20 protein-coding genes and 1 tRNA gene are annotated in these 22,501 nt (G+C 68.0%); 12 read left to right on the top strand and 9 right to left on the bottom strand.

The window, feature by feature from the left end:
- The first annotated feature begins 110 nt into the window (after window positions 1-110).
- Together trxB and trxA are read left to right on the top strand one after the other, a co-directional pair.
- Window positions 111-1,085 carry a thioredoxin-disulfide reductase gene (gene trxB, locus AAFN69_RS02800; protein ID WP_347726589.1) on the top strand — a complete coding sequence of 325 codons (975 nt, stop codon included), beginning with the start codon at window positions 111-113 and terminating at the stop codon, window positions 1,083-1,085.
- Between the two features lie 46 nt (window positions 1,086-1,131).
- On the top strand, window positions 1,132-1,464 hold the full coding sequence (trxA, locus tag AAFN69_RS02795) for a thioredoxin (RefSeq protein WP_347726588.1): 333 nt from the start codon (window positions 1,132-1,134) through the stop codon (window positions 1,462-1,464).
- A 75-nt stretch (window positions 1,465-1,539) separates the two neighbouring features.
- Here the strand turns inward: trxA and AAFN69_RS02790 are convergent, their stop codons facing one another.
- The 9 genes from AAFN69_RS02790 to rpmH form a co-directional block, all read right to left on the bottom strand.
- Complete coding sequence (locus AAFN69_RS02790) at window positions 1,540-2,157, bottom strand: GNAT family N-acetyltransferase (RefSeq protein ID WP_347726587.1); 618 nt, start codon at window positions 2,155-2,157, stop codon at window positions 1,540-1,542.
- 297 nt (window positions 2,158-2,454) lie between these two features.
- Window positions 2,455-3,546 (bottom strand): ParB/RepB/Spo0J family partition protein, encoded by a 1,092-nt coding sequence (locus tag AAFN69_RS02785; protein ID WP_347726586.1) that lies wholly within the window; start codon window positions 3,544-3,546, stop codon window positions 2,455-2,457.
- A complete protein-coding gene (locus AAFN69_RS02780) occupies window positions 3,543-4,619 on the bottom strand; it encodes an AAA family ATPase (RefSeq protein ID WP_347726585.1) in 1,077 nt (358 codons plus the stop codon). Before AAFN69_RS02780 ends, AAFN69_RS02785 begins: the two co-directional genes overlap by 4 nt.
- Window positions 4,620-5,094: 475 nt before the next feature.
- Window positions 5,095-5,811: a 16S rRNA (guanine(527)-N(7))-methyltransferase RsmG gene (rsmG, locus tag AAFN69_RS02775; RefSeq protein ID WP_347726584.1), complete on the bottom strand. Its 717-nt coding sequence runs from the start codon at window positions 5,809-5,811 to the stop codon at window positions 5,095-5,097.
- A gap of 115 nt (window positions 5,812-5,926) precedes the next feature.
- Window positions 5,927-6,439, bottom strand: coding sequence for a R3H domain-containing nucleic acid-binding protein (locus AAFN69_RS02770; RefSeq protein WP_347726583.1), 513 nt, complete (start codon window positions 6,437-6,439; stop codon window positions 5,927-5,929).
- An 18-nt stretch (window positions 6,440-6,457) separates the two neighbouring features.
- Window positions 6,458-7,705, bottom strand: a complete 1,248-nt coding sequence (gene yidC, locus AAFN69_RS02765; protein WP_347726582.1) for a membrane protein insertase YidC — start codon at window positions 7,703-7,705, stop codon at window positions 6,458-6,460.
- 3 nt (window positions 7,706-7,708) lie between these two features.
- On the bottom strand, window positions 7,709-8,068 hold the full coding sequence (gene yidD / locus AAFN69_RS02760) for a membrane protein insertion efficiency factor YidD (RefSeq protein WP_347726581.1): 360 nt from the start codon (window positions 8,066-8,068) through the stop codon (window positions 7,709-7,711).
- Window positions 8,065-8,436, bottom strand: coding sequence for a ribonuclease P protein component (gene rnpA, locus AAFN69_RS02755; RefSeq protein WP_347726580.1), 372 nt, complete (start codon window positions 8,434-8,436; stop codon window positions 8,065-8,067). The genes yidD and rnpA overlap by 4 nt, the downstream gene beginning before the upstream one ends.
- 18 nt (window positions 8,437-8,454) lie before the next feature.
- The gene (gene rpmH / locus AAFN69_RS02750) at window positions 8,455-8,592 is read right to left on the bottom strand and encodes a 50S ribosomal protein L34 (protein WP_010985740.1); all 138 of its coding nucleotides are present in this window, start codon (window positions 8,590-8,592) and stop codon (window positions 8,455-8,457) included.
- A 408-nt stretch (window positions 8,593-9,000) separates the two neighbouring features.
- On the opposite strand from rpmH, the gene dnaA reads away from it, so the two are divergent.
- The 10 genes from dnaA to AAFN69_RS02700 all read left to right on the top strand — a co-directional run bounded on the left by dnaA (window position 9,001) and on the right by AAFN69_RS02700 (window position 22,393).
- The gene (dnaA, locus tag AAFN69_RS02745; protein ID WP_347726579.1) at window positions 9,001-10,803 is read left to right on the top strand and encodes a chromosomal replication initiator protein DnaA; all 1,803 of its coding nucleotides are present in this window, start codon (window positions 9,001-9,003) and stop codon (window positions 10,801-10,803) included.
- A 1,226-nt stretch (window positions 10,804-12,029) separates the two neighbouring features.
- Window positions 12,030-13,160, top strand: coding sequence for a DNA polymerase III subunit beta (gene dnaN / locus AAFN69_RS02740; RefSeq protein ID WP_347726578.1), 1,131 nt, complete (start codon window positions 12,030-12,032; stop codon window positions 13,158-13,160).
- 135 nt (window positions 13,161-13,295) lie between these two features.
- Window positions 13,296-14,174, top strand: coding sequence for a phosphogluconate dehydrogenase (NAD(+)-dependent, decarboxylating) (gene gnd, locus AAFN69_RS02735; RefSeq protein WP_347726577.1), 879 nt, complete (start codon window positions 13,296-13,298; stop codon window positions 14,172-14,174).
- Between the two features lie 31 nt (window positions 14,175-14,205).
- On the top strand, window positions 14,206-15,387 hold the full coding sequence (gene recF / locus AAFN69_RS02730; protein WP_347726576.1) for a DNA replication/repair protein RecF: 1,182 nt from the start codon (window positions 14,206-14,208) through the stop codon (window positions 15,385-15,387).
- Window positions 15,384-15,929, top strand: coding sequence for a DciA family protein (locus tag AAFN69_RS02725; RefSeq protein ID WP_347726575.1), 546 nt, complete (start codon window positions 15,384-15,386; stop codon window positions 15,927-15,929). The genes recF and AAFN69_RS02725 overlap by 4 nt, the downstream gene beginning before the upstream one ends.
- A gap of 468 nt (window positions 15,930-16,397) precedes the next feature.
- Window positions 16,398-18,461 carry a DNA topoisomerase (ATP-hydrolyzing) subunit B gene (gene gyrB, locus AAFN69_RS02720; protein WP_347726574.1) on the top strand — a complete coding sequence of 688 codons (2,064 nt, stop codon included), beginning with the start codon at window positions 16,398-16,400 and terminating at the stop codon, window positions 18,459-18,461.
- Between the two features lie 95 nt (window positions 18,462-18,556).
- Window positions 18,557-21,184: a DNA gyrase subunit A gene (gyrA, locus tag AAFN69_RS02715; RefSeq protein ID WP_347726780.1), complete on the top strand. Its 2,628-nt coding sequence runs from the start codon at window positions 18,557-18,559 to the stop codon at window positions 21,182-21,184.
- A 99-nt stretch (window positions 21,185-21,283) separates the two neighbouring features.
- Entirely contained in the window at window positions 21,284-21,832 is a 549-nt protein-coding gene (locus tag AAFN69_RS02710) for a DUF3566 domain-containing protein (RefSeq protein WP_347726573.1), read from the top strand.
- Window positions 21,833-21,914: 82 nt separating this feature from the next.
- Window positions 21,915-21,988, top strand: a tRNA-Ile gene (locus AAFN69_RS02705).
- A 270-nt stretch (window positions 21,989-22,258) separates the two neighbouring features.
- Window positions 22,259-22,393 (top strand): DLW-39 family protein, encoded by a 135-nt coding sequence (locus AAFN69_RS02700; protein ID WP_003958712.1) that lies wholly within the window; start codon window positions 22,259-22,261, stop codon window positions 22,391-22,393.
- Window positions 22,394-22,501 lie beyond the last annotated feature (108 nt).

The following is a 22,501-nucleotide window of genomic DNA, read 5'->3' as shown; positions in this document are numbered from 1 at the left end:
AGGTACCCCGCCCGGGAATGCGAGCCCCTTAGGATCCGTTGGGTGGGGTGAGAGCCATTGACCCGGCCCCGCAGGCAGCAGCGCAGTCAGCAGAGACGAGGAAGAAACCCGTGAGCGACGTCCGTAACGTGATCATTATCGGCTCCGGGCCCGCAGGCTACACGGCAGCGCTCTACACCGCGCGCGCATCGTTGCAGCCGCTGGTCTTCGAGGGTGCCGTGACCGCAGGCGGCGCACTGATGAACACAACCGATGTGGAGAACTTCCCCGGATTCCGCGACGGCATCATGGGCCCGGACCTGATGGACAACATGCGCGCCCAGGCGGAGCGCTTCGGTGCCGAGCTGGTTCCCGACGATGTTGTCTCCGTTGACCTCACGGGCACCATCAAGACCGTCACCGACACCTCCGGGACCGTCCACCGGGCGAAGGCCGTGATCGTCACCACCGGGTCCCAGCACCGCAAGCTCGGTCTGCCCAACGAGGACGCGCTCTCCGGCCGGGGAGTCTCCTGGTGCGCCACCTGCGACGGGTTCTTCTTCAAGGACCAGGACATCGCCGTCATCGGCGGCGGCGACACGGCGATGGAGGAGGCGACCTTCCTCTCCCGCTTTGCCAAGTCCGTCACCATCGTTCACCGCCGGGACACCCTGCGCGCCTCCAAGGCCATGCAGGACCGCGCATTCGCCGATCCCAAGATCAGCTTCGCCTGGGACAGCGAGGTCGCGGAGATCCACGGTGAGCAGAAGCTCTCCGGGCTGACTCTCCGCAACACCAAGTCCGGCGAGACCTCCGAGCTCGCGGTCACCGGCCTGTTCATCGCCGTGGGCCACGACCCGCGCACGGAGCTGTTCAAGGGCCAGCTCGACCTGGACGACGAGGGCTATCTGAAGGTCGCGGCTCCCTCGACCCGCACCAATGTGACTGGTGTTTTCGGCGCCGGCGATGTCGTCGACCACACCTACCGTCAGGCGATCACCGCAGCCGGTACCGGCTGCTCCGCCGCTCTCGACGCCGAGCGTTTCCTCGCTGCGCTCGCCGACGCCGAGCAGGTCGCCGAGCCGGAGAAGACCCCCGCGGTCTGACCCACTGCACTCCCACGCCACCCCTCACACCACCAAGGAGGCCGCCGTGTCCGGCGAGCTGAAGAACGTGACCGATGCCAGCTTCGAGGCGGATGTCCTCAAGAGCGACAAGCCCGTCCTGGTGGACTTCTGGGCCGCCTGGTGCGGTCCCTGCCGCCAGATCGCCCCGTCGCTTCAGGCCATCGCGGACGAGTACGGCGACAAGATCGAGGTCGTCAAGCTCAACATCGACGAGAACCCCGCGACGGCGGCCAAGTACGGCGTCATGTCGATCCCGACTCTGAACGTCTACCAGAACGGCGAGGTCGCCAAGACGATCGTCGGCGCCAAGCCCAAGGCCGCGATCGTCCGCGACCTGGAGAGCTTCATCACCGCCTAGCCGAGTGCTGATGTTTCACGTGAAACATGAAGGGGTGCCCTCCCGCGCGGAGGGCACCCCTTCATGCGTCCGCCATCAGAGCGGACGCAGTACCGGCTCTTTCTGAACCACCCCGAGCAGCCGGTCCAGCGCCAGCTCCACATCTTCCTTCCAGGAGAGTGTGGTCCGCAGCTCCAGCCTCAGCCGTGGATGGACGGGGTGCGGACGCACCGTCTTGAACCCCACGGCCAGCAGATGATCGGCCGGCAGCAAACAGGCGGGCTCCTTCCAGCGGGCGTCGCCGAAAGCCTCTATCGCCCGGAAGCCCCGGCTCAGGAGATCCTTCGCCACTGTCTGCACCATGACTCTGCCGAGCCCCTGCGACTGGTACGGCGGGCTGATCCAGGCCGTCAGCAGCTGTACGGCGTCCGCCGACACAGGGCTGGTGGGGAAGGCGAGAGAGCGCGGCACATATGCCGCCGGCGCATAGAGAACGAAGCCGACCGCCAGATCATCCACATAGACGACCCGGCCGCAGGATCCCCACTCCAGCAGAACCGCGGAAATCCATGCTTCCTTCTCCAGCTCCGGCCGGCCGGAGGCTACCGCCGCTTCTCCGCTGACCGGATCGAGCTCCCAGAAGACGCACGACCGGCATCGCCGGGGGAGATCCGAAAGGTTGTCCAGCGTGAGGGGGACAAGCCGACGCCCCATGAAGGCTGCTCCTCGCTTCCTTGCCGGGCCGCGCTGCGAGCAGCCGCCAGCACGCCGCGCTCATGGAGCAGGCCGCTGATGAACCCTCCCACTGCTCCCAGCCCCAAACCCGCTGTCACCAGTCGGCCGCGGCTCACCGGTCGCATGGCTCTGCCTCCTCGGAGGTGGTTCACCGTGGATGTGCCCTACCGGAACGCATCGTATCGACCGGCGCTGGAAGCGGATACGTGAGAACACGCGAAGCGGGCCGTATCCGTCGCCCACCCGGATACGGCCCGCCCATGTCATCGGGAGGAGTCAGTCCTCGCCGTGCTGCTCATCGCCGCTGTCGAGTCCCTGCTCCAGGACCCGCCCCTCTCCCGGGGCGAGCGTGCCGAGAATTCGCTCCAGATCCTCCATCGAGGCGAACTCAACGACGATCTTGCCCTTCTTCTGGCCCAGATCGACCTTCACCCGAGTCTCGAAACGGTCCGAGAGCCGCGTGGCGAGATCGGAGAGCGCGGGGGAGACCCGGGTGCCGGCACGCGGCCCCTTGGGCTTCGACGTGCTGACCGAACCCGAGTTGATCAGTGTCACGATCTCCTCGACCGCACGAACCGACAGCCCCTCGGCCACGATCCGATGCGCCAGACGGTCCTGCTCCTCCGAGTCCTCCACCGAGAGCAGCGCCCGTGCATGGCCCGCCGAGAGCACACCAGCGGCAACCCTGCGCTGAACCGGCGGAGAGAGCCTCAGCAACCGCAGGGTGTTGGAGACCTGCGGACGCGAACGCCCGATCCGGTCGGCCAGCTGGTCATGTGTGCAGTCGAAGTCCTTGAGCAACTGATCGTAGGCATGAGCCTCTTCCAGCGGATTCAGCTGAGCACGGTGGAGATTCTCCAGCAGCGCGTCCAGCAGAAGCTTCTCGTCCTCGGTGTGCCGGACGATCGCGGGAATGCGGTCGAGCCCGGCCTCGCGGCAGGCCCTCCACCGCCGCTCCCCCATGGTCAGCTCATAGCGCTCACTGCTGAGCCGGCGGACGACCACCGGCTGAAGCAGTCCCACCTCCTTGATGGAGGTGACCAGTTCGGCCAGGGCGTCCTCGTCGAAGACCTCACGCGGCTGATAGGGGTTGGGAGTGATCGCATCGATCGGGATCTCGGCGAAGTACGGCCCCTCCGGCTCGGTCTGCACCGATCCGGAGGTCTGGGCCGGCAGCGCCGACTCGGGGACAACCGTCCCGGGCGGCAGCCTGGTCGCCTTGGCGACCGCCACACCGCGTTCCGCGGTGAGCACCGGACCGCTCCCGGGAGAGCTCGCGGCCCCGCCGGAAGAGATCTGCTGCTCCTGGGCAGCAGGGGGAATCAGGGCTTTGAGCCCCCGCCCCAATCCTCTACGTCGCTCGCTCACTGGATCCCCTCCGAGATGTTCCGCTGATTGTTCTGGGTGCCCAGATGGGCGTGCTGCGGGTCGTACTGAACCCCGGCCCCCCGCAGCGCGATCTCCCGCGCCGCCTCAAGATATGAGAGCGATCCGCTGGAACCCGGATCGTAGGTCAGCACCGTCTGTCCATAACTCGGAGCCTCGGAGATCCGGACCGAGCGCGGAATGCTGGTCCGCAGCACCTCCTCGCTGAAGTGGGTGCGCACCTCCTCCGCGACCTGGGAGGCCAGCCGGGTCCGGCCGTCATACATGGTGAGCAGGATGGTCGACACATGGAGCGCGGGGTTGAGATGACCTCGTACCAGCTCCACATTGCGCAGCAGCTGCCCCAGGCCCTCCAGTGCGTAGTACTCGCACTGGATCGGGATGAGCACCTCCGCGCCGGCGACCATCGCATTCACGGTCAGCAGACCGAGCGAGGGCGGGCAGTCGATCAGGATGTAGTCCAGGGGCTGTTCATACGCCTGAATGGCCCTCTGGAGTCTGCTCTCCCGCGCCACCAGCGACACCAGCTCGATCTCCGCACCGGCGAGATCGATGGTGGCGGGGGCGCAGAAGAGTCCTTCGACATCCGGGACCGGCTGGACCACCTCGGAGAGCGGCCTGCTCTCCACCAGGACGTCATAGACGGAGGGAACTTCGGCATGGTGATCGATCCCCAGCGCCGTGGAGGCGTTTCCCTGTGGATCCAGATCGATCACCAGAACACGCGCGCCATGGAGGGCGAGGGAGGCGGCAAGGTTCACCGTCGTGGTGGTCTTGCCCACGCCGCCCTTCTGGTTGGCCACCACCATGATGCGTGTCTGCTCAGGCCGGGGGAGCCCCGCACCGGCACGCCCCAGTGCCTCCACCGCCAGCTGGGCAGCTCGGCCGATGGGGGTGTCATCCATCGGGGGCGGTGTTTCACGTGAAACATCCTCCACCGTGGACTCGGTGCGGGGACCGGGGACCGGATCGGTCATCGGTCCCGCGATGTTGGCGTCGGACCGCAAGGATTCACTCTCCTCGACTTCAGGCTCGCGATGAACAGAGCCTGCCATGCTTTCGGGGTCATGAACCAGCGAGGCCCTGGCTTCTGTGGATGAATCGACCTCTGTGGACAACTCTGTCGCCCGTTCGAGGGGCCTACGGCTTCTGATCGGGGCGGCTGTACGCCCGCGGCTGATGATTCCGTGCAGCAGTGAGCGACGTTTCACGTGAAACACGATGCACGGGCCGCGTGACCGCATCCGTACGACACTCCGAGGTGCGTATGCATGGCAGCTTGTATGGAGCATCGCCCCACGCGAGCAGCCGTACGAGCATGCGTGCGATCAGTCACGCGAGCGTCCGGGCGAGCAGCCGCGTGCGCATTCACCCGAAGAACCGCGAGCATCCGCACCGAGGCGGCGGGGACATCCGCACGGACCCGGCGGGACATCCGCACCGAGGCGGCGGGGACAGCCACGCGGAGCCCATGAGGGCATCCGCGCGAAGCCCTCCGCCGAGGACGGCCACCACCGGGCCGCGCATGCCTCAGCGCCGGCGCCGGGTACGGCTCGTCCGGGCGGCCTTGGCGCGCTTGGCCGCGAAACGGACTCCCCCGGGGCTCTCCCCGACCTCCACACGGACCACGGTCGCCAGCGGATCCACCAGCCCCTCGCCGACCTGGAGCACGGACGTCTCCACCACACCGAGCTTGCTCAGCGCGGCACGAGCCCCCTGAAGCTCCTCATCGGCGGTGTCGCCCTTGAGCGCCAGCATCTCCCCATAGGGACGGAGCAGGGGAACGCCCCAGCCCGCCAGCCGGTCCAGCGGAGCGACGGCGCGCGCGGTGACCACATGCACCGGGGTGAGGGTGCCGAGCACCTCCTCGGCCCGTCCGCGCACCACCGTCACATGATCAAGACCGAGGAGCTCCACGACCTCCTGGAGGAAGTTCGTCCGACGGAGCAGCGGCTCCAGCAGGGTGATCTTCAGATCCGGCCTCACCAGCGCCAGCGGGATGCCCGGGAGCCCGGCTCCGGAGCCCACATCGCAGACTGTGACGCCTTCCGGCACCACCTCCGAGAGCACCGCGCAGTTGAGCAGATGGCGCTCCCACAGCCTCGGCACCTCGCGCGGCCCGATCAGGCCGCGCTTGACTCCGGCATCAGCGAGCAGTTCCGCGTACCGCACAGCCTCCGGAAAGAAATCTCCGAAAACCGTCCGCGCCGCTTCGGGCGCCTGGGGAAGCTCTGCTGCCTCCGTCACGGGGACCGTCCTTCCGTACCGCAGTGTCGCAATGTGGACCGTGGTGGCTGACTATCAGGCTGACAAAGATCGGCCCCGTCTGCGAAACAGACGGGGCCGAGGGAACGATCGAGGGTCAGGCGGGAAGCACGACGACGAAGCGCTGCGGCTCCTCGCCCTCGGACTCACTGCGCAGACCCGCGGCGGCGACCGCGTCGTGCACGACCTTGCGCTCAAAGGGTGTCATGGGGTCGAGCTTGACCGGCGCACCGGTGCTCTTGACCTCATCGGCGGCCTTGGCGCCCAGCTCCGCCAGTTCCGTGCGCTTCTTGGCGCGGAAACCGGCGATGTCGAGCATCAGCCGGCTGCGGTCGCCGGTCTCCCGGTGCACCGCGAGCCGGGTCAGCTCCTGAAGCGCCTCCAGAACCTCCCCGTCCCGGCCCACGAGCTTCTGGAGATCCCGGCCGCCCGAGTCGCTGATGATCGAGACCGCGGCGCGGTCCGCCTCGACGTCCATGTCGATGTCGCCGTCGAGATCGGCGATGTCGAGCAGACCCTCGAGGTAGTCAGCGGCGATCTCCCCTTCCTGCTCAAGGCGGGTCAGGGTGTCGCCTTCCTCGGCGGCGGCGGGGATGGTGCCTTCCGTCACGGATGGACTCCTTCTTGCTTACTTCTTGGACGACGGGTGCTTGGGCCGCTGCTGGCCCTTGCGCTGTCCCGCCTTGGGCTGCTGGCGCGCGGCGGGCTTGCCGGCCGTCTTCGGCTGAGTGTCCTGCGGCGCCTTCTTCTCCAGCGAGGGCTTGGCCGCGGGCTCGTCGGTGTCACCGGGGCGAGCGGTCACAGCGGCCTGCCGCTTCGACTTGGGCTGCCGCTTCGGCTGGTGGCGCCTGGGCGCGGCACCGCTCTCGGCCTCGGCGTCCATCGGCTCGGCCTTGGCCACATTGCCGTCGGGCTGGGCGGTGAAGCCCGCCTTGGCGAGACCGGTGATGAACTTGCGCTCATTGTCATTGCGGTCCGGGCCCTTGGCGACCAGGGTCTCGACAACCTTGCGCTTGCGCTTCGAGCGCACCTCGCCGCGGTTGACGGCGCCCTTCAGCAGACGCTGGAGGTACTGGTCCTGGGCCATGCTGCCGGGCGTCGGATTCTGGTTGATCACATACATCTGCTGGCCCATGGTCCACACGTTGGTGGTCAGCCAGTAGACGAGAACGCCGACGGGGAAGTTGATGCCCATCACGGCGAAGATCACCGGGAAGATGTACATCATCATCTTCTGCTGCTGCATGTACGGCGTCTTGACCGTGAGGTCGACGTTCTTCGCCATCAGCTGGCGCTGTGTGTAGAACTGCGACGCCGACATCAGGATGATCATGATCGCGGTGACGACCCGCACATCGAGGAGGGAGGCGCCGAGGGCCTCGACCTTGCTGCTGGCGTCCGTGAACTTGGAGGCCAGCGGGGCACCGAAGATATGGGCCTTGCGCGCGCTGTCCAGCAGCGACTCATTGATCACGCCGACGGTGTTGCCCGAGGCGATGTTCGAGAGCACGTAGTACAGGGCGAAGAAGAACGGCGACTGCGCGAGGATCGGAAGGCACGAGGAGAGCGGGTTGGTACCCGTCTCCTTGTACAGCTTCATCATCTCTTCGGACTGACGCTGCTTGTCGCTCTTGTAGCGCTCCTGGATCGCCTTCATCTTCGGCTGGAGCGCCTGCATGTTCCGCATCGACTTGATCTGCTTCACGAAAAGCGGGATCAGACAGATACGGATGAGGATCACCAGCGACACGATGGACAGTCCCCAGGCCCAGCCCGTGTCGGGGCCGAAGACCGCCCCGTAGAGCTTGTGGAACTGGACGATGATCCACGAGACAGGCGTGGTGATAAAACTGAAGAGACTGGCAATCGTGTCCACTAATCAGGCTCCTTGAGCATGGGGCGAGGTCTCTGCGGCCGGACTCGGGGGGTCGGTGGCCGCCCCCCGGGTGGGCTCATCGGCGGCGGAGTGCCCGCCCTTGCTGCCGCGCACGGCATCACGCAGCATTTCGTGCCACCGCGGACGCTTACGCGGAGGCACATGGTCGACACCACCGGGCGACCACGGATTGCACCGCAGGATGCGCCAGGCGGTCAGTGCCGTGCCCTTCACCGCGCCATGCCGGTCGATGGCCGTGAACCCGTAGTGGGAACACGATGGGTAGTACCGGCAGACCGGCCCCAGCAGGGGACTGATCGTCCACTGGTACAACTTGATCAGGGCCAGCAGCGGGTACTTCATCGCGCGCCCCCTCCCAGCAGCCGCTGGAGAGCGGCGTCCAGGTCTCGGGCCAGCTGTGCATGATCGGCGTCACCCGCACCGGGCAGCGCCCGTACCACCACAAGGCTACCGGGGGGCAGCTCGGTGAGGCGGTCGCGTATGAGGTGCCGCAGCCTTCGCTTGACCTTGTTGCGCACCACCGCGCCACCCACGGCCTTGCTCACGACGAAACCCGCACACGCCGGGGGAGCGCTCTCCCCAGGCGCGTGCGGGTCCGTTGAACCGCTGCGTAGATGGACGACAAGGAGCGGGCGTCCTGCCCGCCGACCCCGTCGTACCGCGGTCGCGAAGTCCTCGCGCCGCCTCAGCCGATTCTCGGTAGGCAGCACGGCACGACCTGTTCTCGATCAGGCGGAAAGGCTTGCGCGACCCTTGCCACGGCGAGACGCGAGAATCGCGCGGCCGGCACGGGTACGCATGCGCAGGCGGAAACCGTGGGTCTTGGCACGACGACGGTTGTTCGGCTGGAAGGTGCGCTTGCTCACTCGGGGGCTCCAGAAAGAATTGGTAGACGGCGGGACATCGCCTGGCTGTCACCGTGCGCCCACGAGAAGCTCGCGTTCACGCCCGTGTGCACCGCTTCAGGATCACAGATCGTTCAGAATCAGAGAAAGACCGTGATCATTGCCCATCGGAGGCAGGCGGCAGCAGCCATCGACAACTCGACCTGTTTACGGTACGCGCGGCTACGCCATCCGGTCAAACCAGGGTCACCTCGGGCGGCGCTGTGCACAGGCTGTGGACAACAACTTGAACCGCGCGGGTCGCCCTGACTACCGTGGCTGGACTCCGAACTTTTCCTTTCTGTCCTTGCCTGTCCTTCCGCACCACCCCTGAGAACCCAATCGTCCCGAGAACCACACATTCGTGGGACCTGCGAGAGAGCGTGCCTTGTGGCTGACGTACCTGCCGATCTTGCCGCAGTGTGGCCACGAGTGCTGGAACAGCTCCTCGCCGAGGGCCAGGAGGGCATCGAGCCCAAGGACAAGCAGTGGATCGAGCGCTGTCAGCCGCTGGCACTTGTCTCGGACACCGCGCTCCTGGCCGTCCCCAATGAATGGGGCAAGCGGGTGCTGGAGGGGCGGCTCGCCCCGCTGATCAGCCAGACGCTGAGCCGTGAGTGCGGACGGACGATCCGGATCGCGATCACGGTCGACGAGTCCGTGGGCGAGGCCCCGGTCCCGCAGCCGCCCGCCCCCCAGCGCTATCAGGGACCGCAGCGGGACGACTCCGACGGCTACAAGCGGGACGGTTCCTACGGCGGCTACGGGCACCGCCCGGCCGACGACGGGATGCCGGAGATCCGCCCCGCCTACCCGGAGCACCAGCAGCAGCGTCCGGAGGCCGGCGCCTGGCCGCGCACCCAGGAGGACCTGTCCTGGCAGCAGCCCCGGCTCGGCGGCTTCCAGGAGCGGGATTCCTTCCAGGACCGCGACGGATTCCAGGACCGCGACTCCTTCCAGGAGCGTGACCCCTACGCCTCGCCCCGCCCGCACCAGCCGGCCCGCGACTACCGCTCACCCCAGCCTCCGGACCGCCAGGGGTACGAGCCCCGCCAGGAGCGCCGCGAGCACCCCGAGGCCCAGGGCCGGCACCGCCAGGTCTCCGGCGCGCCCGGACCGCTGGGCGCGCAGCCCTCGCCGGCGGCCGGCCCCGGCGAGCCGCATGCCCGGCTGAACCCCAAGTACCTCTTCGACACCTTCGTCATCGGCGCGTCGAACCGGTTCGCCCACGCCGCCGCCGTCGCGGTCGCCGAGGCCCCGGCGAAGGCGTACAACCCGCTCTTCATCTACGGGGAGTCGGGCCTCGGCAAAACGCATCTGCTCCATGCGATCGGCCACTACGCGCGGAGCCTCTACCCGGGGACCCGGGTGCGGTACGTCAGCTCCGAGGAGTTCACCAACGAGTTCATCAACTCGATCCGGGACGGCAAGGGCGACACCTTCCGCAAGCGCTACCGCGATGTCGACATCCTGCTGGTCGACGACATCCAGTTCCTGGCGAGCAAGGAGTCGACGCAGGAGGAGTTCTTCCACACCTTCAATACGCTCCACAACGCCAACAAGCAGATCGTGCTCTCCTCCGACCGGCCGCCGAGGAAGCTGATCACGCTGGAGGACCGGCTCCGCAACCGCTTCGAGTGGGGGCTGACCACCGATGTCCAGCCGCCGGAGCTGGAGACCCGGATCGCGATCCTCCGGAAGAAGGCGGTCCAGGAGCAGCTCAACGCTCCGCCGGAGGTGCTGGAGTTCATCGCGTCCCGGATCTCGCGCAACATCCGTGAGCTGGAGGGCGCGCTGATCCGGGTGACCGCCTTCGCGTCGCTCAACCGGCAGCCGGTCGATCTCGGGCTGACCGAGATCGTCCTGAAGGACCTGATCCCCGGCGGCGAGGACTCCGCGCCGGAGATCACCGCGGGCGCGATCATGGCGGCGACCGCCGACTACTTCGGGCTGACGGTGGAGGACCTGTGCGGCTCCTCGCGCAGCCGGGTGCTGGTCACGGCCCGGCAGATCGCCATGTATCTCTGCCGGGAGCTGACAGATCTGTCGCTGCCGAAGATCGGCGCGCAGTTCGGCGGCCGCGACCACACCACGGTGATGCACGCGGACCGGAAGATCCGCGCGCTGATGGCGGAGCGCCGCTCGATCTACAACCAGGTCACCGAGCTGACCAACCGCATCAAGAACGGCTGAGACCGCCGCACGGCGGCGGGATGCCGCGACGGCGCACACAGGACGGCGACAGCGCCCCGGGAGCAGAGCAGGCCGGCTCCCGGGGCGCTGTCGGCCGTGGGGGCGCGTGTGCGGCGGTACGGGGGATCCGCGGCGGTACGGGGTACGCGGCGCCGGGCGGGCCCGCCACGGGGGGCCGGAGCCTATGCAAGCCCTCACAGCCGGTGCGGGCCCGTACCCGGCCCCGCGCCGCGCCGGGTACGGAATCGCCCCACAGCCCGCTGCAAACGCGCGCCCGCCCGCCACGGGCCCGTCCGGCGAAGAGACGGCGCAGCGATGTCGAAGGACCGGAGAAGGGGGCAGGAGAAGGGGGCCGAATCTTCTCCCCAGAGCCTCCTGAGCGGATCCCGAGCCGGCGAATCCGCCCCGTGAAAGGTCTCCCGAAGGCGCCGGAAGACCCTTGTGGACGCCCGGCGCCACCGCTTTTCCGCTTCCCGCGCCCTCCGCGGTGTTCGAATACGCGCCCGCGGTACCAGGTTCTCCACAGATTCGGGCAAGATCTTCCATCCACAGCCTGGGGACTGTGGAGTTGTCCAGACTGTATCCACAAGCGTCGCGACCGGTATCACATCACACCAGGTCAGGGCCTTGTGGATTTGTGGCAAACCTTCATCCACAGCCTGTGGACAGAAAATTCGTCCACAGGGCGTGGATGATGTTGTCCACCGGCGGCCCACAGGCTGATCGGGGTTGCCCACAGCTTCTCCACACCGCTGTCCACTGTTCGGCAACACGACACCCCCGATCACCCCGTCGAGTGAAAGCCGTCACACCAAGGAGCCGGATTGGGCTGTGGGGAACGTGGGTAAAGCTGGGGACAGGGCTGGGGAGAACTACCCCTGTGCTGTGCATGGCCTGTGCAGAACTTTTCGGTGTCCACAGACACACCTGGTTATCCACTGGCTCCACCCACAGGACCGGTGGACAAAAAACAGGTGCTGACCTGCGAAAACGACGTTATCCACCGTTTCCACAGGCCCTACTACTACTCCCACCTAGAGTTACCGGGGGATCTGCTTCGAAGTCGGTCCTGTGCACAACTCGGCACCGGAGCCCGAAGCAGCGGTGGTCACGACTTGACCCCGAGCCGCACCGACTGTCAGCGCCGTACGTCAGACTGGTCACCGGCAACACAGCCGACGACGAAGGCCAGCAAGGCGAGCCAGCAACAGCAGGAGGCGGTTCCGGTGAAGATCCGGGTTGAGCGCGATGTACTCGCGGAGGCGGTGGCCTGGGTGGCCCGAAGCCTTCCGGCCCGTCCGCCGGCGCCGGTGCTCGCTGGCCTGCTGCTGAAGGCCGAGGAGGGCGCGCTCAGCTTCTCCAGCTTCGACTACGAGGTCTCGGCGAAGGTCTCCGTCGAGGCCGAGGTGGACGAGGACGGCACCGTTCTCGTCTCCGGCCGGCTGCTCGCCGACATCTGCCGCGCTCTTCCCAACCGTCCGGTGGAGATTTCCACAGACGGTGTACGGGCCACCGTGGTCTGCGGCTCCTCCCGCTTCACCCTCCACACCCTTCCGGTGGAGGAGTACCCGGCACTGCCGGAGATGCCCACCGCGACCGGCACCGTGCCCGGCGAGGTCTTCGCCTCCGCCGCCGCCCAGGTCGCCATCGCCGCGGGCCGCGACGACACGCTGCCCGTCCTCACCGGTGTGCGCATCGAGATCGAGGGCGACACCGTCACCCTCGCCTCCACCGACCGCTACCGCTTCGCGGTCCGCGAATTCCTGTGGAAGCCGGAGAACCCCGACGCCTCCGCCGTCGCGCTGGTCCCCGCCAAGACCCTCCTCGACACCGCCAAGGCTCTGACCAGCGGTGACACCGTCACTCTGGCGCTCTCCGGCTCCGGCAAGGGCGAAGGGCTGATCGGTTTCGAGGGTGCCGGCCGGCGGACCACGACCCGGCTGCTCGAAGGCGATCTGCCGAAGTACCGGACGCTCTTCCCCACCGAGTTCAATTCGGTGGCCGTGATCGAGACCGCGCCGTTCGTCGAGGCCGTCAAGCGTGTCGCCCTCGTCGCCGAGCGGAACACTCCGGTCCGGCTGAGCTTCGAGCAGGGTGTACTCATCCTCGAGGCCGGTTCGAGCGACGACGCACAGGCTGTGGAGAGGGTCGACGCCAATCTCGAGGGCGACGACATCTCGATCGCCTTCAACCCGACCTTCCTGCTCGACGGTCTGAGCGCCATCGACTCCCCGGTGGCCCAGCTGTCGTTCACCACCTCGACCAAGCCGGCGCTGCTCAGCGGCAGGCCCGCCGCCGACGCCGAGGCGGACGACGCCTACAAGTACCTGATCATGCCCGTTCGGCTCTCGGGCTGACCCGGCGCTGGGTCACGACGCACCACCCCAGACGGGTCTGCTCCATCCCGGGCAGGCCCGTCGGGCTGTGGCCCGCACTCCGGCGTAGGCTCGGTACGAGTTTCGAATCGGCATACGACGCTTAAGGACACTCAGATGGAGCTCGGCCTCGTCGGCCTCGGCAAAATGGGCGGCAACATGCGCGAGCGCATCCGCCGCGCGGGCCACACCGTCATCGGCTACGACCGCAACGCGGACCTCGCCGATGTCCACAGCCTCAAGGAGCTTGTGGACAGCCTGAAGGGCCCGCGCGTGGTGTGGGTGATGGTTCCGGCCGGTGCCGCGACCCAGTCCACCATCGACGAGCTGGCCGAGCTGCTCTCCCCCGGCGACATCGTCGTGGACGGCGGGAACTCCCGCTGGACCGACGACGAGAAGCACGCCGCCGAGCTGAGCGAGAAGGGCATCGGCTTCGTCGACTGCGGAGTCTCCGGCGGCGTCTGGGGCCTGGAGAACGGCTACGCCCTGATGTACGGCGGCGACACCGGGCACGTCGCCGCGGTTCAGCCGATCTTCGACGCGCTCAAGCCCGAGGGCGAGTTCGGCTCGGTCCACGCCGGCAAGGTCGGCGCCGGACACTTCGCCAAGATGGTCCACAACGGCATCGAGTACGCCATGATGCAGGCGTACGCCGAGGGCTGGGAGCTGCTGGAGAAGGTCGACTCCGTCACCGATGTGCGCGAGGTCTTCCGCTCCTGGCAGGAGGGCACGGTCATCCGTTCCTGGCTGCTCGACCTGGCCGTCAACGCCCTGGACGAGGACGAGCACCTGGACCGGCTGCGCGGCTTCGCGCAGGACAGCGGCGAGGGCCGGTGGACGGTCGAGGCCGCCATCGACAACGCCGTGCCCCTGCCCGCGATCACCGCTTCGCTCTTCGCGCGGTTCGCGTCCCGCCAGGACGACTCGCCGCAGATGAAGATGATCGCCGCGCTGCGCAACCAGTTCGGCGGCCACGCGGTGGAGAACAAGAAGTAAACCCTTCAGCCGGGGGAGGTCGGCCACCTTTATGCATGTCACGCATCTGTCGTTGGCCGACTTCCGCTCGTACGCCCGGGTCGAGGTTCCGCTCGACCCGGGCGTCACGTCCTTCGTCGGGGCGAATGGCCAGGGGAAGACCAATCTGGTCGAGGCGGTCGGCTATCTGGCCACCCTCGCCAGCCACCGGGTCTCCTCGGACGCGCCGCTGGTGCGCGCCGGGGCGGACCGGGCCGTGATCCGGGCCGCCGTCACCCAGGGGGAGCGCTCCCAGCTGATTGAGCTGGAGCTGAATCCTGGGAAGTCCAACCGCGCCCGCATCAATCGATCGTCGCAGGTCAGACCGCGTGACGTACTGGGAATCGTGCGTACGGTGCTCTTCGCGCCGGAGGATCTGGCACTGATCAAGGGCGATCCGGGCGACCGGCGGCGCTTCCTGGACGAGCTGGTCACCGCGCGCTCGCCGCGGATGGCCGGGGTCCGCTCCGACTACGAGCGGGTGCTCAAGCAGCGCAACACCCTGCTGAAGTCCGCGGCGATGGCCCGCCGCCACGGCTCCGCGCGCACCGGCGGAGCCGATCTCTCCACCCTCGATGTCTGGGATCAGCATCTGGCACGCGCCGGCGCCGAGCTTCTCTGGCAGCGGATGGAGCTGATCCGGGCGATTCAGCCGCTCGCCGACAAGGCGTACGAGGCACTGGCGCCCGGCGGCGGCCCGATCGCCCTGGAGTACCGTTCCTCCGCCTCGGCCCCCGAAGCCTCCCCGGACTCGGCCCGGGAGACCGGCGCCGGATCCGTGACGGGAGCGCAGGGCCGCGAGGAGCTGTACGCCCTGCTGCTGAGCGCCCTCGGCGGGGCGCGGAAGCAGGAGATGGAGCGCGGCGTCACCCTGGTCGGACCGCACCGCGACGATCTGGTGCTCGGGCTGGGCCGGCTCCCGGCGAAGGGGTACGCCAGCCACGGCGAGTCCTGGTCGTACGCGCTGGCGCTGCGGCTGGCCTCGTACGATCTGCTGCGCTCCGAGGGCAATGAGCCGGTGCTCGTCCTCGATGACGTCTTCGCGGAGCTGGACGCCCGGCGCCGCGAGCGGCTGGCGGAGCTGGTGGCTCCGGGTGAGCAGGTGCTGGTGACGGCGGCGGTCGACGACGATGTGCCCGGGGTGCTCGCCGGGGCGCGCTACACCGTGGCCGAGGGCGGGGTGGCACGCGTATGAGCGGGATGGACGAGCTCCCGAAGCCGGCCGTGCCCGAGCCCTCCGGGGTGGATCTGGCCCGGGTCGCGCTGCGCGCGGCCAAGGAGCAGGCCCGTGCGCGTGGTGCGGCCGCGCAGGAGAAGCGTCAGGCCCGGCGGGGCGGCGGGCTCCGTTCCGGAGCGCGGGCGGACGGCCGCGACCCGCTTCAGCTGGGTGCGGCGATCAACCGTCTGATCACCGAGCGCGGCTGGGAGACCCCGGCCGCGGTCGGCGGGGTGATGGGCCGCTGGCCGCAGATCGTCGGCGAGGATCTGGCCAACCACTGTGTGCCGCTGCGGTACGACGAGGCTCCGGAGGAGCGCGTACTGACGGTGCAGTGCGACTCCACGGCGTGGGCGACCCAGCTGCGGCTGCTGGCGCCGAGGCTGGTGGCCCGGCTGAACGAGGATCTCGGGCACGGCACCGTCCGGCTGATCAAGGTGCTCGGACCCGGCGCCCCGCGGAAGGGGTACGGCCCGCTCCGGGCGCCCGGAAGTGTGGGCCCCGGCGACACCTACGGATAACCGTCCCGCCGGCACCTGCGGACAGCCGTCCCGTCGGCACCTGCGGATAACCGCCCCCGCGGCACCTGCGGACAGCCGCCTTCGCGGCGCGGGTCCGGGGCGCCGCCCGGTGACCCCGCGCCGCGCCCGGCCCGTCTCGTACACATCCCCCCGAACCTGTCGATTTCCCCCTCGGTCCGAGGGGTCTTCGGCGCACCCTCCCGGACCCCGGCCCATCCCGCTGTGATGCGTCCCTCACCCGCCTCCCGCCATTGACAGGCCAAAGCGCTCAATGCCCGTGTGGGGCTCCTGAAGCCCCTTCCCGTATATGGGGAGTCGGATGGTGAGTGTTCAGGGCGGCACATGCGGACTCAGCCACCGGCAAACCCCCATGAGTGTCAGCGGTACCGGTAGACTGGTGGACAATCCCGCCACCTTGCGGAACATGTCGAACGACGCAGCCGCTCCCGCCTGCCCGGAGAACGGCTTGTGCTGTGCCAGAAAGGGCGCTTCGTGGCCGATTCCGGCAACCCCACCGAGAACATCCCGTCCACCCCCGCCGGCGGAAGCGGCGAGGTCACTGCCGCGTACGACGCCAGTGCGATCACCGTCCTCGAGGGGCTGGACGCGGTCCGCAAGCGCCCCGGCATGTACATCGGGTCCACCGGTGAGCGTGGTCTTCATCACCTGGTGTACGAGGTCGTCGACAACTCGGTCGACGAGGCTCTGGCCGGACACGCGGACAGCATCGACGTGACGATCCTCGCCGACGGCGGCGTCCGGGTCATCGACAACGGCCGCGGTATCCCCGTGGGCATCGTCCCGTCCGAGAACAAGCCCGCCGTCGAGGTCGTCCTCACCGTGCTGCACGCGGGCGGCAAGTTCGGCGGCGGCGGCTACGCCGTCTCCGGCGGTCTGCACGGCGTCGGTGTCTCCGTCGTCAACGCGCTCTCCTCCCGGGTCGCGGTCGAGGTCAAGCGGGACGGCCACCGCTGGACCCAGGACTACAAGCTCGGTGTCCCCACCGCGCCCCTCGCCAAGAACGAGGAGACGGACGCCAGCGGCACCTCGGTGACGTTCTGGGCGGACGGCGACATCTTCGAGACCACCGAGTACAGCTTCGAGACGCTCTCCCGGCGCTTCCAGGAGATGGCCTTCCTCAACAAGGGCCTGACCCTCACCCTCACCGATGAGCGCGAGTCGGCCAAGGCCACCGTCGGCGCCGACACCGCCGAGGAGGCGGAGCAGGAGCGCGTCCGCACGGTCACGTACTTCTACGAGGGCGGCATCGTCGACTTCGTGAAGTACCTGAACTCGCGCAAGGGCGAGCTCATCCACCCCACGGTGATCGACATCGAGGCGGAGGACCGCGAGCGGATGCTCTCGGTTCAGATCGCCATGCAGTGGAACTCCCAGTACACCGAGGGCGTTTACTCCTTCGCGAACACCATCCACACGCATGAGGGGGGTACGCATGAGGAGGGATTCCGCGCCGCGCTCACCGGCCTGGTCAACAGGTACGCGCGCGACAAGAAGCTGCTCCGGGAGAAGGACGACAACCTCTCCGGCGAGGATATCCGCGAGGGTCTGACGGCGATCATCTCCGTCAAGCTGGGCGAGCCGCAGTTCGAGGGCCAGACCAAGACCAAGCTGGGCAACACCGAGGCGAAGACCTTCGTCCAGAAGGTCGTGCACGAGCACCTGACCGACTGGTTCGACCGCAACCCCAATGAGGCCGCGGACATCATCCGCAAGTCGATCCAGGCGCAGACGGCGCGGGTCGCCGCCCGCAAGGCCCGGGATCTGACCCGCCGCAAGGGGCTGCTGGAGTCGGCCTCGCTGCCCGGCAAGCTCAGCGACTGCCAGTCGAACGACCCCGCGCGCTGCGAGATCTTCATCGTCGAGGGAGACTCCGCCGGCGGATCGGCGAAGTCCGGCCGCAATCCGATGTACCAGGCCATCCTGCCCATCCGCGGCAAGATCCTGAACGTCGAGAAGGCCCGGATCGACAAGATCCTCCAGAACACCGAGGTCCAGGCGCTCATCTCGGCCTTCGGCACCGGAGTCCACGAGGACTTCGACATCGAGAAGCTCCGCTATCACAAGATCATTCTGATGGCGGACGCCGATGTCGACGGCCAGCACATCAACACCCTGCTGCTGACCTTCCTCTTCCGCTTCATGCGGCCGCTGGTGGAGGCCGGACACGTCTTCCTCTCCCGCCCGCCGCTGTACAAGATCAAGTGGGGCCGGGACGACTTCGAGTACGCCTACTCCGACCGGGAGCGCGACGCCCTGGTCGCGCTGGGCAAGCAGCAGGGCAAGCGGATCAAGGAGGACTCGATCCAGCGCTTCAAGGGTCTTGGCGAGATGAACGCCGAGGAGCTGCGCATCACCACGATGGACGTCGAGCACCGCGTCCTCGGCCAGGTCACCCTGGACGACGCCGCACAGGCCGACGACCTGTTCTCGGTGCTGATGGGTGAGGACGTCGAAGCCCGGCGCTCCTTCATCCAGCGCAATGCCAAGGACGTCCGCTTCCTCGACATCTGAGTCGGTCTCCGCTGACCGCACGAAAGGATCGAACACCAGCAATGGCCGACGAGACACCCACCCCTGCCCCGAACGAGCCCGTGACCGGCCCGGCGATGACCGACGCCAACGGCGACGACCTCCCCGCGATGCGGATCGAGCCCGTCGGGCTCGAAACCGAGATGCAGCGCTCGTATCTCGACTACGCGATGTCCGTCATCGTGTCGCGTGCCCTCCCGGACGTGCGGGACGGTCTGAAGCCCGTCCACCGCCGGGTGCTCTACGCGATGTACGACGGCGGCTACCGCCCCGAGAAGGGCTTCTACAAGTGCGCCCGTGTCGTCGGCGACGTCATGGGCACGTACCACCCGCACGGCGACTCCTCGATCTACGACGCCCTGGTGCGCCTGGCCCAGCCCTGGTCCATGCGGCTGCCGCTGGTCGACTCCAACGGAAACTTCGGCTCACCGGGCAATGACCCGGCCGCCGCGATGCGGTACACCGAGTGCAAGCTCAAGCCGCTGTCGATGGAGATGCTCCGGGACATCGACGAGGAGACCGTCGACTTCCAGGACAACTACGACGGCCGCAACCAGGAGCCGACGGTCCTCCCGTCGCGCTTCCCGAATCTGCTGGTCAACGGCTCCGCGGGCATCGCGGTCGGTATGGCGACCAATATCCCGCCGCACAATCTGCGCGAGGTCGCGGCCGGCGCGCAGTGGGCGCTGGAGCACCCGGACGCCTCCCACGAGGAGCTGCTGGACGCGCTGATCGAGCGGATCAAGGGCCCCGACTTCCCCACCGGCGCGCTGGTCGTGGGCCGCAAGGGCATCGAGGAGGCGTACCGCACCGGCCGCGGCTCCATCACCATGCGCGCGGTGGTCGACGTCGAGGAGATCCAGAACCGCCAGTGTCTGGTGGTCACCCAGCTTCCGTACCAGGTCAACCCGGACAATCTCGCGCAGAAGATCGCCGACCTGGTGAAGGACGCCAAGATCGGCGGCATCGCCGACGTCCGCGACGAGACCTCATCGCGCACCGGTCAGCGCCTGGTCATCGTGCTCAAGCGCGACGCGGTCGCCAAGGTCGTGCTGAACAACCTCTACAAGCACACCGACCTCCAGACCAACTTCGGCGCCAACATGCTGGCGCTGGTCGACGGGGTGCCGCGCACCCTCTCGCTGGACGCGTTCATCCGTCACTGGGTGGCCCACCAGATCGAGGTCATCGTCCGGCGCACCAGGTTCCGGCTGCGCAAGGCCGAGGAGCGCGCCCACATCCTGCGCGGTCTGCTCAAGGCGCTGGACGCGATCGACGAGGTCATCGCGCTGATCCGGCGCAGTGACACGGTCGATGTCGCCCGGACCGGCCTGATGGAGCTGCTCTCCATCGACGAGATCCAGGCGAACGCGATCCTGGAGATGCAGCTGCGCCGGCTGGCCGCCCTGGAGCGCCAGAAGATCGTCGCCGAGCACGACGAGCTCCAGGCGAAGATCAACGAGTACAACAGCATCCTCGCCTCCCCGGAGAAGCAGCGCCGGATCGTCAGCGAAGAGCTGGCCGTGATCGTCGACAAGTTCGGCGACGACCGCCGCTCCATGCTGGTGCCCTTCGACGGCGACATGTCCATCGAGGACCTGATCGCCGAGGAGGACATCGTCGTCACCATCACCCGTGGCGGCTATGTGAAGCGGACCAAGACGGACGACTACCGCTCCCAGAAGCGCGGCGGCAAGGGGGTGCGGGGCACCAAGCTGAAGGAGGACGACATCGTCGACCACTTCTTCGTCTCCACCACCCACCACTGGCTGCTCTTCTTCACCAACAAGGGGCGGGTCTACCGCGCCAAGGCGTATGAGCTCCCCGATGTCGGACGGGACGCGCGCGGTCAGCATGTGGCCAATCTGCTGGCCTTCCAGCCGGATGAGCAGATCGCCGAGATCCTCGCCATCCGCGACTACGAGGCCGCGCCCTATCTGGTGCTCGCCACCAAGGGCGGCCTGGTCAAGAAGACCCCGCTGAAGGACTACGACTCCCCGCGGTCCGGCGGTGTCATCGCCATCAACCTCCGGGAGACCGAGGCCGGCGGCGACGACGAGCTGATCGGCGCCGAGCTGGTGTCGGCCGCGGACGATCTGCTGCTCATCAGCAAGAAGGCCCAGTCCATCCGGTTCACCGCCACCGACGACGCGCTGCGTCCGATGGGCCGGGCGACCTCGGGCGTGAAGGGGATGAGTTTCCGCGAAGGAGACGAACTCCTGTCGATGAATGTGGTGCGGCCCGGTACGTTCGTGTTCACTGCTACCGACGGCGGTTACGCGAAGCGGACCGCTGTCGACGAGTACCGCGTCCAGGGCCGCGGCGGCCTCGGTATCAAGGCCGCCAAGATCGTGGAGGACCGCGGCTCGCTCGTGGGCGCGCTGGTGGTCGAGGAGACGGACGAAATCCTCGCCATCACCCTCGGCGGCGGTGTGATTCGTACGCGAGTCAATGAAGTCAGGGAGACCGGCCGTGACACCATGGGCGTTCAACTGATCAACCTGGGCAAGCGGGATGCCGTGGTGGGCATCGCGCGCAATGCCGAGGCGGGTCGCGAGGCCGAAGAGGTCGACGGGACCGAAGAGGCAGCCGGATCCGAGGAGACCATTGGATCCGGAGAGATCGTTGGAACCGGCGAGGCCGACGGTGCGGCCGAGACGGTAGCCGGGGGTACGGAGCCCCCGGCCGGGGAGCACGAGGAGTAGAGCGTGAGTGGAACCACGGGCGCCGGTTCGGCCGCTGGCGGAACTGCTGGAGCGAGCGGTGCCCGTGGCCCTGCCACGGACTCCCAGGGGGTTACTGCGGTGACGGAGACCCGGGGGCCCAAGAAGCCCTCGTACGACACGCTCGGCGGCGACCAGCCGGGCAGGCAGCAGGCCGGGCAGCCCTACCGGCCGCCGCAGGCGTACCCCTCGCCGCACGGCGAGGACGGTACGCAGGCGGGGACGCGCTTTCCGCGCACGGGCGCGCGCACCACACCGCGCACCCGCAAGGCGCGGCTGCGGGTGGCCAAGGCCGACCCGTGGTCGGTGATGAAGGTCAGCTTCCTGCTCTCCATCGCCCTGGGCATCTGCACCGTGGTCGCGGCCGCGGTGCTGTGGATGGTCATGGACGCGATGGGCGTCTTCTCCACGGTCGGCGGGACGATCAGCCAGGCCACCGGCTCCACGGACAGCAATGGATTCGACCTCCAGTCGTTTCTGTCGCTCCCCCGGGTGCTGATCTTCACCTCGGTCGTCGCGGTGATCGATGTGGTCCTGGCCACAGCGCTGGCGACCCTCGGAGCCTTCATCTACAACCTCTCCGCCGGTTTCGTGGGCGGAGTGGAGCTGACGCTGGCGGAGGACGAGTAACCGGTCCCGGGGGTTCGGCCCCCGGGATTTGGGAGCTGCGCCCCACGTGCGCTAATCTTCAGAGGTCAGCGCGAAGCGCGGCGGGGCTATAGCTCAGTTGGTTAGAGCGCATCCCTGATAAGGATGAGGCCACAGGTTCAAATCCTGTTAGCCCCACAACTGGGAGAACCCCGGACCGAATCGGTCCGGGGTTCTTTCGTATACACATGGGATCCCGATGAGGAGTCCCATCGGGATCCGGATGGGAATCGGCATACGGATTCGCATACGGGCCGGTGAATGGGCCGGTCCGGCGAACCGAACGAATTGTTCAGGGCGCCCGCCGGCCCGGGGGCAAGAGGTGCACAGGTCACTGATCGGTATCGGTCGGTGTGTATAGTCGGGCGGCAGAAGTCCTCATACGTCAAGGAAAGACGAGGTCGCGCGGTGAAGAAGCTCCTCCTGGTCGCACTGGCCGCCATCGGCGGGCTCCTCGTGTACCGCCAGATCCAGGCGGATCGCGCCGAGCAGGATCTGTGGACGGAGGCGACCGACTCCGTGCCCGCAGGTTCGGGTGTGTGAGACGCAACAGTCGTCGCGGTTGAAGCCCCGGTCGCCACAGAGGCGGCCGGGGCTTCCTGCTGTCCGGATCCGCTCCGGCGGCGTTCCCGTGTGCGAAGCATTCCTTCG

The sequence above is a fragment of the Streptomyces sp. CAU 1734 genome, assembly GCF_039888735.1.
Taxonomy (GTDB): Bacteria; Actinomycetota; Actinomycetes; order Streptomycetales; family Streptomycetaceae; genus Streptomyces.
Note: the sequence above shows the minus strand (reverse complement) of the source record. Positions and strands in the feature narration are given on the sequence as shown.

Bases quoted from the DNA above. Each gene is read 5' to 3' on its own strand.
- gnd (WP_347726577.1), top strand. From the start codon at position 13,296: ATGGAGCTCGGCCTCGTCGGCCTCGGCAAAATGGGCGGCAACATGCGC.
- yidD (WP_347726581.1), bottom strand. From the start codon at position 8,068: ATGAAGTACCCGCTGCTGGCCCTGATCAAGTTGTACCAGTGGACGATC.
- AAFN69_RS02780 (WP_347726585.1), bottom strand. From the start codon at position 4,619: ATGGCAGGCTCTGTTCATCGCGAGCCTGAAGTCGAGGAGAGTGAATCC.
- AAFN69_RS02725 (WP_347726575.1), top strand. From the start codon at position 15,384: ATGAGCGGGATGGACGAGCTCCCGAAGCCGGCCGTGCCCGAGCCCTCC.
- AAFN69_RS02790 (WP_347726587.1), bottom strand. From the start codon at position 2,157: ATGGGGCGTCGGCTTGTCCCCCTCACGCTGGACAACCTTTCGGATCTC.
- recF (WP_347726576.1), top strand. From the start codon at position 14,206: ATGCATGTCACGCATCTGTCGTTGGCCGACTTCCGCTCGTACGCCCGG.
- gyrA (WP_347726780.1), top strand. From the start codon at position 18,557: ATGACCGACGCCAACGGCGACGACCTCCCCGCGATGCGGATCGAGCCC.